At 72.4% G+C, this 11024-nt stretch carries 11 protein-coding genes and 1 pseudogene; 8 read left to right on the top strand and 4 right to left on the bottom strand.

Translation table 11 applies throughout. From position 1 onward, the window contains the following. The first annotated feature begins 183 nt into the window (after positions 1–183). Positions 184–459 (top strand): HU family DNA-binding protein, encoded by a 276-nt coding sequence (locus tag ACTMMA_RS06265; protein WP_441189251.1) that lies wholly within the window; start codon positions 184–186, stop codon positions 457–459. 128 nt (positions 460–587) lie between these two features. Beyond that, positions 588–1427, top strand: a complete 840-nt coding sequence (locus ACTMMA_RS06260; RefSeq protein ID WP_441189250.1) for a polysaccharide deacetylase family protein — start codon at positions 588–590, stop codon at positions 1425–1427. A 30-nt stretch (positions 1428–1457) separates the two neighbouring features. Here ACTMMA_RS06260 and ACTMMA_RS06255 read toward each other — a convergent pair whose 3' ends face one another. Further along, complete coding sequence (locus tag ACTMMA_RS06255) at positions 1458–2522, bottom strand: cation diffusion facilitator family transporter (protein ID WP_441189249.1); 1065 nt, start codon at positions 2520–2522, stop codon at positions 1458–1460. Between the two features lie 52 nt (positions 2523–2574). On the opposite strand from ACTMMA_RS06255, the gene ACTMMA_RS06250 reads away from it, so the two are divergent. Next, positions 2575–3018, top strand: coding sequence for an ArsR/SmtB family transcription factor (locus ACTMMA_RS06250; RefSeq protein ID WP_441189248.1), 444 nt, complete (start codon positions 2575–2577; stop codon positions 3016–3018). Next, a complete protein-coding gene (locus ACTMMA_RS06245) occupies positions 2981–4000 on the top strand; it encodes an AEC family transporter (RefSeq protein WP_441189247.1) in 1020 nt (339 codons plus the stop codon). The genes ACTMMA_RS06250 and ACTMMA_RS06245 overlap by 38 nt, the downstream gene beginning before the upstream one ends. Positions 4001–4030: 30 nt before the next feature. Here the strand turns inward: ACTMMA_RS06245 and ACTMMA_RS06240 are convergent, their stop codons facing one another. Beyond that, positions 4031–5143, bottom strand: coding sequence for an ATP-grasp fold amidoligase family protein (locus tag ACTMMA_RS06240; protein ID WP_441189246.1), 1113 nt, complete (start codon positions 5141–5143; stop codon positions 4031–4033). Between the two features lie 43 nt (positions 5144–5186). Between ACTMMA_RS06240 and ACTMMA_RS06235 the strand changes: the two genes are divergently transcribed. The 4 genes and pseudogenes from ACTMMA_RS06235 to ACTMMA_RS06220 all read left to right on the top strand — a co-directional run bounded on the left by ACTMMA_RS06235 (position 5187) and on the right by ACTMMA_RS06220 (position 7581). Continuing rightward, the gene (locus ACTMMA_RS06235; protein ID WP_441189245.1) at positions 5187–6185 is read left to right on the top strand and encodes an SGNH/GDSL hydrolase family protein; all 999 of its coding nucleotides are present in this window, start codon (positions 5187–5189) and stop codon (positions 6183–6185) included. Positions 6186–6327: 142 nt separating this feature from the next. Continuing rightward, positions 6328–6630: pseudogene (locus tag ACTMMA_RS06230) on the top strand (1-aminocyclopropane-1-carboxylate deaminase); the annotation flags it as partial. Position 6631: 1 nt separating this feature from the next. After that, entirely contained in the window at positions 6632–7267 is a 636-nt protein-coding gene (locus ACTMMA_RS06225; protein ID WP_441189244.1) for a DUF1697 domain-containing protein, read from the top strand. Further along, complete coding sequence (locus ACTMMA_RS06220) at positions 7264–7581, top strand: antibiotic biosynthesis monooxygenase family protein (protein WP_441189243.1); 318 nt, start codon at positions 7264–7266, stop codon at positions 7579–7581. Before ACTMMA_RS06225 ends, ACTMMA_RS06220 begins: the two co-directional genes overlap by 4 nt. A 232-nt stretch (positions 7582–7813) precedes the next feature. Here the strand turns inward: ACTMMA_RS06220 and ACTMMA_RS06215 are convergent, their stop codons facing one another. Beyond that, positions 7814–9043 carry an AAA family ATPase gene (locus ACTMMA_RS06215; RefSeq protein WP_441189242.1) on the bottom strand — a complete coding sequence of 410 codons (1230 nt, stop codon included), beginning with the start codon at positions 9041–9043 and terminating at the stop codon, positions 7814–7816. A 134-nt stretch (positions 9044–9177) separates the two neighbouring features. After that, a complete protein-coding gene (locus ACTMMA_RS06210; RefSeq protein WP_441189241.1) occupies positions 9178–10926 on the bottom strand; it encodes a choice-of-anchor I family protein in 1749 nt (582 codons plus the stop codon). Between the last annotated feature and the right edge of the window lie 98 nt (positions 10927–11024).

Raw genomic sequence — 11024 nt, 5'->3', positions numbered from 1 at the left:
GCCACCGGAGGCCCGGCCCACGGCTGGCCCGGGGCTGGTTCACGGGCGCTCAGGGCCCCCGGAAGGCCGAAATCGGCGCAGAAACTCGCACCACAGAGCGGTTTTCGGGCGTGGCGTTGGAAATTCCGGCGCCGATCTGCATACCGTTGACCGACCCACTCAGTCGATGAAAGGGCTGTACCCATGAGCAAGAAGGTCATTGTCGAGGCTGTCGCACGCGAGGCCGGCATGACGCAGGCTGCTGCCGACAAGGTCGTCAGCGCCGTCCTCGAGGCCGTTGGCGCCGAGCTCGCCAAGGGCGAGAAGGTTGCCTTCCCCGGCTTCGGCACCTTTGAGGTGCGCGAGCGCGCTGCCCGCACCGGCCGCAACCCCCAGACCGGCGCCGAGATCCAGATCGCGGCCAGCAAGTCGGTCGGCTTCAAGCAGGGCTCGAAGCTGAAGGAGCGCGTCAACGGCTGACCCAGCCTGACGACTTCCACGGCGCCCGCCCCGGTCCACCCGGGGTGGGCGCCGTGCTGTTCACCGTCCGCCGCCCCGTGCCTGTGCCACGATGGACATCCGGCGGGAGGACGAGGGAGAGATCGGCCATGGGGCATCGGAGGGACGCCCCCGCGCCCGGCGGGCCGAGCCGCCGGGCCGTCGTCGGTCTGCTGACCTCCTCGGCCGCCACCCTGCTCGCAGCCCCGCGGGCCGAGGAGCTGCGCGGCTTCCTGCGCGCCGACCTCCCTGGACGGGAGGAGACCGTCGGCACCTTCGCCGGCCGTCGACCGAGCTGGTTCGGGCTGGAGGGCCCGGGCATCATCTCGACCTTCGACTCGCCCGACGAGGTCGTCCTCACCTTCGACGCCTGCTCGGGATCGCGCCTGGAGCTGGACGTCGAGCTGCTCACCGTCCTCCGGCAGGAGCGGGTCCCGGCGACGTTGTTCCTCACCAGGCCGTGGATGCTGGCCAACGCCGACGTGGTCTCGGAGCTGGCCGCCGACCCTCTCTTCGAGCTGGCCAACCACGGGGACCGGCACCTTCCGCTGACGGTCGAGGGGCAGGATGCCTACGGCATCGCCGGCACCGCCGACGCCGCGGAGGCCTACAACGAGATCGCCCGCGGCCACCGGATCCTCCGCCTGCTCTGGGGCCGGCGCTCGCGGTGGTTCCGCCCGGGGACGGCCCACGCCGATGACGTCGGGGTGGCGATCGCCTCGGCCATGGGCACACCGATGGTCGGGTTCAGCGTCAACGCGGATCTCGGCGCCACGGCCACGGCCGACCAGGTTGCGGCCAACCTGCTGACCCTGCAGCCGGGGGGTATCGCGCTGGCCCACATCAACCGGCCCGGCAGCGGCACCGCGGTCGGCACCCGCGAGGCGGTGCGCACCCTGCGGTCGCGCGGCCTGCGCCCACGTCGGCTGGGCGACGTCCTGCCCGCCTGACCCCGCCCTCCCCGACGGGGCCTGCTCGGATCAGCGTGCCGGGCGCACGGTCACGACCGCCTCGGCCAGGTGCGGGGTGACCTCCCGGACGGCCTCCTCCACGGAGGCGGCGAGCTCGTCCGCCGCGCTGACCGTCAGCGTCGGCTCGGCGCGCACGACCAGCTCGCCCTGGAGCAGGTGGCCGCTCCACCGGGCGCGGACCGAGTCCACGGCACGGACGCCAGGGACCGAGGTGGCGGCCTGCCGCATACCGGGCACGACGCCCGCGTCGACCCCGTCCATGAGGCGACGGATCACCGACCGCAGCGACAGGACCAGGATCCACAGGATCATGGCGGCGATGACCAGCCCGATGACCGCGTCCCATTCGGGGTGCCCGAGCCAGGCGGCGACCGCTCCGACCACGACCGCCAGCGAGGTCAGGCCGTCGGCCCGCGCGTGGTTGCCCTCGGCCACCAGCGCGGCCGAGCCGATGCGGCGCCCGGCGCGGATGCGGTAGACCGCGACCAGCTCGTTGCCCACGAAGCCGACCAGCCCGGCGGCGAAGACCCAGCCCAGGTGGGTCAGCTCGCGCTCCTGGGTCAGCGCCTTGAGCGACTCCCAGATGATCAGGCCAGCCGACAGCGCGATGACGCCGGCGATGAGCAGACCGACGATGTCCTCGGCGCGCCGGAAGCCATAGCTGTAGCGCTCGGTCGCCGCCCGCCCCGCCAGCCGGAAGGCCATGATCAGCGGGATCGTGGTGGCGAGGTGACCGAGGTTGTGGACGGTGTCCGCCAGCAGCGCGACCGATCCGCTGAGCCAGACGATGACGACCTGTCCCAGCGCGGTCAGCCCCATCACGACCAGGCTGATCCACGCCGCCCGGATGCCGTGCGCCCGCGCCTCCTCACCGACCAAGACGCTCTCGGTGTGGTCGTGGCTGTGCGGCACGACCGCGTGCTTGAGGCGTCCCCAGAGGCCGTCGTGGTCGTGGGAGTGCCCGTCCTCATGACCGTGCTCATGACCGTGGTCGTGCCGACGGTCGTGCGCGTGCCGCCCCTCATGGGGGTGGCCGTCGTGCGAAGGGTCGTGATCAGGGCGCGGTGCTGGCACCCGCCCATTCTATTCATATCTGCACAGGTGTGCAGATTGCTATCCTGGCCAGGTGTCGTCACCTCACGCAGAGCTCCCGCCGGCCCACGACGGGCGTGACCGCGATCCCGTCGTGCCCGACGACCACCATGCGGACCGGGCGGCGGAGACCTTCAAGCTGCTCACCGACCCGACGCGGATCAAGATCCTGTGGGTGCTGCAGCAGGGGGAGCGCAGCGTCAACGACCTCGCCGAGCACGTGGGGGCCGGCCCGACCGTGGTGAGCCAGCACCTGGCCAAGCTCCGGCTGGCGGGCATCGTCACCGCCCGGCGGGAGGCGACCTACGCCTACTACTCCACGACCAGCCAGCACGTCCACGACCTGCTGGCCGAGGCGCTGTCCTACGCCGAGCACGGGACCGACCTGGACGAGCCGGCGGACGGGACCGGTCGGCACGAGCATCGCTACACCTCCGGCCGTGGCGCATCCGTCGGTGGCGCCCGCCGCCGCTCCTGATGCCGTGACGATCGACGCCGGGGCCCTGCTCTCCGCGCTGCTGCCGACCGCCGCCCTCATCCTGCTCGGCCGCGTCCTGCGGATCCGCTTCCGCTTCGGCGACGACTTCTGGCGGGGCCTGGAGCGGCTGGCCTACTTCGTCCTGCTTCCCTCGCTGTTCATCTCCGGCCTCGCGCGGGCGGACTTCACCGGTCTGCGCGTGGGCACCATGGCGGTCGTGCTCGCGGCCTCCTCGGTCCTGGGGGCGCTGGCGGTATGGAGCTCACGACGCCTCATCTCCCCCGACGACGGACCGGCCTTCACCTCCGTCTTCCAGGGCGGGGTGCGGTTCAACAACTACATCGGCCTGGTGGTGGCCACCGCGCTGTGGGGTGCGGAGGGTCTGGCGCTGGCCGCGCTGTGCAACGCCGTCCTGGTGCCGATCGTCAACATCACCTCGACGATCACCCTGGCCCGGCACGGCAGCGGCATCACCTCCTGGTCCGACGTCGCGCGCGAGATCGTGACCAACCCGCTCGTCGCGGCCTGCGTCGTCGGGCTCGGCCTGCACGCGATCGGCGGGACGGCCGCCGGGCAGGGCCTGGTGGGGGCGCCGGTCCTCGGCGAGTTCCTCGTCGCGGTCGGTGAGCTCCTCCGCATCCTGGGCGGAGCGGCGCTGCCCGTCGGGCTGCTCTGCGTGGGGGCGGGACTGCGCCGTCCCCGCGGCACGAGGACGACCTCCGTGCTCATCGGGTGGTCGATGCTCTTCCGGTTCGCGCTCGTCCCTGTCATCACCCTGGCCCTCGCCGCGGCGCTGGGGCTGTCGGGCCCGACCGCCGTGGTGGCGGTCCTCTTCCAGTCGCTGCCGACGGCGTCGAGCGCCTACGTGCTGGCCCGCCGGCTGGGCGGGGACGCGCCCCTGATGGCGGCGATCATCGCCGTGCAGACCGGGGCCGGGCTGGTGACGATCCCGCTCTGGCTGCTCCTGGCCGGGCTCATCTGAGCCGGCGCGACCACGGCGGCGCCAGCCTCCTCAGCGTCGGGGCAGGTAGGGCTGAAGGATCTCGGGCACCGGCTGCTCCCCGGGCAGGATCGCGAACGGCCGACCACCCACCAGGTCCATCTGGAGACGCATCTCGGCCTCCTCCCACAGCCTCCCCAGCCGCGCGTCCTGGGCGGTCAGGTAGTGCTGGTTCCCTCCCGGCAGCAGGGTCAGCTCGCCCATGACCACGCCCCGGGTCGTCCCGTAGAGGTCGACCCGCACGAAGGGCAGCGGCACCGCCAGCGAGAGGGTCCGCGCGTGCTCGAGCATCTCCTGGAGCTGGGGGGTCAAGGGCACGTCGGTGTCCGAGGGCTCCTGGCGCATCTCGATGTCCTGGCCCGCCCCGTCCACATAACGGAACTCGACCCTCCCGCGGCGCACGCCGACCCCGCCATGGACCCGGGCGCGGCGCGCGAAGCCGTAGCCCACCTGCCCGTAGAAGGCATAGAGCTTCACGTCCTGCGGCAACCCGTCACCGCCGGTGTCCGGGACGAGCAGCTCCTCGGCGAACCACGGACCGGACAGCTTGGGATCACTCGTCAGGTGGGCGACCACCTCTGCCCCGGTGATCCGTCGCCGGGTCTGGTCGGCCACCTCATACCCGTCAGGCTCACCGTCCACCCGCCGCAGCGGGTAGACGCCCCTGGACCCCGCCCCTCCGTTGGACTTCACCACGAACTCGTCGGGCAGCACGGACAGGTCGATCTCCTCGGCCCGGCGCCACACCGCGTGGATGACCGGAGGGGTGATGCCGTGGCTGGCGGCCAGGGCGTGGTTCTGCAGCTTCTTGGTGATCTCGCGGCGCGGGTGGCCCTTGAGCCCCTGGGCGGCGAGCCGGGCCCGATATCTCCTCGCCTCGTAGAGATGGGTCACGAAGCTGGGGTAGGCGCGCGGGTCCGTGGCGGCCGCACCGGAGCTGGGCACGTGCCCCTCGTCGGCGAGGCTGGTCACCAGCCCGGCACTCCAGTCGGCGCGCGGGGTGGACCCCGGCTTGTCGGTGACCACGCGGCCCAGGTCCTCGCCGGCCGACCGCGGCACCAGTTCCCGGACGCGACCGGCGACCAGCCTGGCACCGGGGACCCGTCGGGCGATCGCGCGCAGCATGAGCAGGATCCTACGGGCCTGCCCCCTCGACTAGGCTGGCTCCATGCCCACCCGTCCACGCCCGGCCGAGCCCCGCGAGTGGGAGCGTTTCGTCGCCATCGGCGACTCGTTCACCGAGGGGATGGTCGACGCCGACCCCCGCCAGGAGGGGGAGTACATCGGCTGGTCCGACCGCGTCGCCTCGGCGCTCGCGGCCCGCAACGCCGAGCTGGGGCTGCCCTTCGGCTATGCCAACCTCGCCATCCGCGGCCGGCTCATCGACCAGATCCTCGACGAGCAGCTGGAGGTGGCGCTCTCGCTCACCCCCGACCTGGTCAGCTTCTCGGCCGGCGGCAACGACGTCCTGCGGCCCCGGGTCTCCCTCGAGGAGGTCATGGGTAAGCTCGAGGCGGGGGTCGAGCGGATCCGCGACACCGGCGCCGACGTCCTGCTGTTCACGGCACCGAACGTCGCGTGGGCCTCGCTCGTCAACCGGGTGCACCCACGCATGGTCGAGTACACCGCCGAGCTCTGGGCCGTCGGCCAGCGCACCGGCGCCTTCGTCGTCGACATCTACACGATGCGCTCCCTGCGCGACCCGCGGATGTGGGGCCAGGACCGCATCCACTTCAGCTCCGAGGGTCACGCCCGGATCGCGGCGCAGGCGCTGTGGACGCTCGGTATGCCCTTTGAGGTCCGGGACTGGGTCGAGCCGCTGGCCGAGGCGCCGGCCCTGGGCCGCTTCGAGTCGCTGCAGGCCGACCGCGAGTGGGTCACCTCGCACCTGCGGCCGTGGATCCGTCGTCGGCTGCGCGGGGAGTCCTCGGGCGACCAGCGCCAGGCCAAGCGGCCCGAGGTCCTGCCGGTCGAGCCGGAGTCCCTGCTGCCGGAGTCGCTGCCGGCCGTGTCTGCGTCGCCCGAGTCCCCACCAGAGACTCAGCCCGATGGCGTCGCCGCCGTCCCGGACGCCGAGGTGCGTGACGTCGCCGAGCCGCCCCTGCTGGAGGCCGACGTCCACCGCGGTCCTTGGCCACGTCTGCGCCGCCGCTCCCCGGAGAGCTGACCCGACACCTGACCCGTCAGCTCTCCCCCGACACCTGACCCGTCAGCTCTCCCCCGACACCTGACCCACCCCATACCCACATGGAGCCACCATGGCCATCACCGACTTCGAGCGCTATCCCCTCACCTTCGGCCCCAGCCCCGTCCACAACCACACCGCCGAGCTGATCGGCCTGGGCCGCCCGCTGCGCGAGGACGAGATCGACATTCGCGAGGGCTGGGCCGGCGACTACTACGGCATCCCGGTGCAGTCCACCATCGACGCGATCCGCACCACCGGCGAGCTCGAGGGCGTCATCATCGACCCCGTCTACGAGGGCAAGTCGATGGCCGGCCTGATCGACCTCGTCCGCGACGGCGACATCCCGCGCGACTCCACCGTCCTCTACGCCCACCTCGGCGGGCAGCTCGCGCTCAACGCCTACAGCGCGATCTTCGAGGGCTGAGGTGCCCCGGGCCGCGGTGCTCTTCCGCAACCTCAACCAGGGGCAGAAGCGCATGCCGACGACCGACCAGCTGCGCTCCTCCCTCGAGGCGGGCGGCGCGAGCTGGGTGCTCACCTTCCAGACCAACGGCACCGCGGTCATCGACACCACGGGCGACCCCCGCGCGGTCGTCGCCTCCGCCCTGGCCCGGCTCGCGGAGGAGGCGGGGTATGCGGATCTCGCAGTCGTCCTCGACCTCGCCTCGCTCCGGCGTGCCGTGGAGGCCCTGCCCCCGCCGGTCACCGAGGCGCCGGAGGGGATGGAGCTCTACCAGGACGTGCTGACCTTCGTCGTGCCCGCCGACGGCCTGGACCTCGAGGTGCCCTGGACCTCGCGGCACGGTGACGTGGTGGTGCACTCCGTCGACAGTGAGCTCGGCATGGTCCACGCCACCGCCTTCCGCCGGGCCGGGCAGATCTCGGGGAATCTCACCGCCGAGCTCGAGCGGCCACCTGCCCGCGCCGCGGGTGTCCCCGCAGGCAGCGTGCCCGTCGGCACCGTGCCCGTCCGGGCGACGACCCGCACCCGCGGCACCATCGAGCGGCTCCTGGTCAAGGTCGACAAGGTGGCCCCGCCCGCACCGGAGGTCAGCGCGTGATCTGCTGCCAGTTCATCTTCCTGCCGGGCACCTACGACGACGACTTCTACCGCCTGGACGCCCAGATCGCCGAGCACGCCCAGAACCTGCCCGGCTTCGTCCGCGTCGAGAAGTGGGTCGCCCCCGAGGACGGGCCCCTCGCCGGCCAGGTCAACGCCATCTACTACTTCACTGACCGCCAGTCGGTGGCCCAGCTCGCGCGGTTTCCGCACCACCAGGTGGCCAAGGAGCAGGTCGCCCGCTGGTACGACGGCTACCGCATCGTCGTCAGCGAGGTGGAGACGACCTACGGCGACGGCCGCATCGACCCCTGACCCAGCCATCCCCGCCCCGCTCATGGCCGTGCCTGCGCCAAGCCATCCTCGCCCCGCCCCCGGCCATCCCCACCCCGCCATCCCCGCCCCACCAGCTCCGTCCCCGGGCCATCTCCGCCCCCGAAGCTGATCCGTCGTCCGGTATGTGATCAGTCGTCCGGAAGGAACCGGACGACGGATCACATACCGGACGAAGGTGCGACCCCGCCCGCCTCAGCGCGAGCCCGCTGCCTCAGCGCTTCCCCCACTCCCAGCGTGGCCGGGTGAGCAGACCCTGGCCGGCCACGAGAGTCTCGCCGAGGTCCTTGGTCAGCTCGAGGATGCGCAGGGGCGGGAGTTCGCCGTCCCCTCCGAGGCCGCCCTCATCGTCCTCGAGGTCGTCCTCGCGCGGGTCACGGCCATCGGTCAGCTCGTCGCAGAGCGCCTGGATCAACGGCTCAGAGTGGGTGACGACCACGATCTGGGTGCGGCGCGAGGCGGCCGCGACGAGCCGGGCCAGCGGCGCGACCAAGGACGGGTGGAGCGAGGTCTCGGGCTCGTTCAGCGCGAGCAGCCGCGGCGGGATCGGGGTGAGCAGGGCGGCAAGCCACAGCAGGTAGCGCAGCGTCCCGTCGGAGAGCTCGGCCGCCCGCAGCGGCCGCAGCATCCCGGGCTGGTGGAGCCGCACGTCGAAGAGACCGTCCGTCGCGGCGACCTCCAGGCGCGCCCCGTCGAAGGCGTCGGCCACCGCCTCGTCCAGCGCCGAGCGGCTGTCCTCCCGGATCGTCTGCAGCGCTGCGGCCAGGTCGGAGCCGTCGTCGGCCAGCGCCCACGTGCGGGTCCCCACCTGCGCGATCCGCGCCGGGCTGGCGGCGTCGACCCGGAAGCCGTCGTAGAAGCGCCACGAACGCAGCTCCTCCCGCACCGCCCACAGCTCGGGTGCGGCCGCCGGGTCGACCACCTCGGTCAGCATGCTGGCCCAGGTCGGGACGTTGACCGGGGCCTTCTGCCAGCGACCGTCGTCGTCGCGGACCTCGACGCCCTGGTGCTTGCGCCGGGCGAGCAAGGTCGCGGGCCGCATCACCGGGCCGGTCCAGACCGCCTCCCGCTTCACCTCCGGATCGCGGTCGAAGGCCGAGCCGGACTGCACGGGGATCCCCAGGTCGACCAGGTAGGACAGGTCGGGCCCACCGACCCCGAGCAGCAACGAGACCCGCCCCTTGCGGACGGTGCCTTCCACCGCATACCCCCTCCTGGCGCCCCCGAGCGTCTCGGGACCGGCCCAGAGCGCAGACTCCAGACCCCCCTCGCGCGCCAGCGACCCCACGACGCGGCCGGCCCCGCAGTCGGCGAGGAGCCGCAGCGCCCGGTAGACGCTCGACTTGCCCGTGCCGTTGGCGCCGGTGACCACGGTGAGCCGACCGAGCGGCAGCCGCACGTCGCGCAGTGAGCGATAGCCGCTGATCGCCACGGTGCTGTACATGCGCCCCACGCTAGGACGGCGCACCGACCGACCTCACGCAGAACGCATCGGCCGGTGCCCACCCACGACGGGCGGACACCGGCCGACACGGCCCGGCGCGCCTCCCCCTGAAAGAGGCACGCGGGGCGGCCCGGTCACCGGAGGTCGGTGACCTCGAAGAAGGTCGTGGTGCCGGAGACCTCGTTGCCGACGATCACCAGCGCCTCACCGGTGGGCGACTCCTTGGCCGGCACGAAGTCCAGGCCCTCCGCGCCCAGGTCGCCCGCCTGCGCCAGCGCGGCGGAGATGTCGTCCGCGTCCTCGACCGAGACCGAGAAGTCGCGGTTGTTGACGTAGGTGACGTAGAAGGCGCCCGCGGGGTCGGTGATGTCGTAGACCATCACGCCGCCGATCCGCTCCAGCCCGATGAAGGCATAGGTGCGGCCGTCGACCTCGCCGATGACGACGCCCTCGGGCTCGGGGCCCTTGTCGTCCGAGCGGCCCTCGACGTTGGTCTCGGAGTGGTTGGAGTTGAAGTAGTCGGGCACGGCGGCCGCGATGGTCTCCTCGAACTGCGAGCCCGAGTCGAAGACCAGGGTGCCGGCACCGTCGAAGATCGAGAAGCCGCGCGAGCCGTAGGTGAACAGCTCTGCGTAGCAGCCCTGCGCCTCGTCGTAGCCCTGCGCGAGGGTGATGTTGAGGCGGCCGAGGTTCTCGTCCTCCTGCAGCTCCTCCACGGTCATGCCGACCTGCGCGGCCACCGAGTCGCACACCGGCGGCAGGCCCTTCTTGCCGAGGTTCTTGACGCGGGCCTCCTCGGAGTAGCCGTCCCAGTCGCGGGAGTCGCCCTCGTTGGCGGTGACCAGATAGGTGGTGCCCTTGACCTGGTAGGAGTCGATCGCGTCGGGCAGGCGGAAGCCCTGCACCGGCCAGGTGCCCAGGTCGATCTCGTCGTCCTTGTCGGAGGGGTCGAAGGGGACCTCCATGCGGTCCACGGTGCCCAGCGGCAGGATGTCGGTGACGGTGGCGGACCTCACGTCGACGACGGCCAGCGCGTTGGCCTCCTGGAGCGAGACCCAGGCGGTCCTGCCGTTCTTGGACAGGGTGATGTATTCCGGCTCCAGGTTCTCCGACACCGGGAACTCCGGGGTGCCGGTGCCGGCGTCCTCGCGCCCACCGAAGATCCGCACGCCCTCGGGCAGGTTGCCGCCCTCGAAGGCGTGGAAGTCGGCGGTGGCGACCTTGTCCTGGGTGATGGCCTGCGGGCCGTGCTGGCCGGACCTGCCCTTGTCGGTCTTGTGCTTGGGCAGGGCGACGACGGAGATCGAGCCCTCGGGGTCGACGCCGTAGTCCTCGGCCGGCTCGCCCTCGTTGGCGACCAGCGCGCTGTCGCCGCGAGGGGTCAGCGTGACCATGTCGGGCAGCGCACCGACGCGGTAGGCGCCCAGGATCGAGGGTGCGTCGGCGTCGGCGTCGAAGACGACCAGCCAGCCGGCGTCGGTCTTCTCCGGGGCCTCGACGGCGGCGACGCCCAGCCCGTCCTCGCGGACCGCGACCGAGTTGGCGATGGCGCCCTCGGGGATCACCGAGCCGTCCGCGGCGGCGGTGCCGGCGGCGTTGATCTCGTAGATCTTGGTCGGGGCGGTCGGGTCGGCGGCGTCCAGGACGTCGACCGAGCCGGAGGTCGCGTTGACGACCAGGGTGCGCTGGGCGGCGGCGTGCCAGGTGACGATCTCGGCGGCGGACTCGTCGAAGATCCCGGTCTCGTGGGTGCCGACCGGGGTCAGGGTGAGGGCGGCGCCGTCGGCGGTGTGCTGCACGGGCTCGGCGACGATGCCGGCGAAGGCCGGGGTGGCGACGAGGGTGCCGGCCACGGCGAGGGTCAGGGCGGTGCGCAGGGACATGGGGGCCTCTCGGGTGGGGAGGTTCGGGTCACGGGACGTGCGGGCGAACGGCAGACGGGGGTATGCGGCATGCCGCCTTCGCGAACCTAGGCACCTCA

The organism is Ornithinimicrobium panacihumi (assembly GCF_052073805.1).
Classification (GTDB): Bacteria; Actinomycetota; Actinomycetes; order Actinomycetales; family Dermatophilaceae; genus Ornithinicoccus; species Ornithinicoccus panacihumi.
The sequence above is the reverse complement of the archived record's forward strand: the minus strand, read 5'-3'. Positions and strand labels throughout refer to the sequence as shown.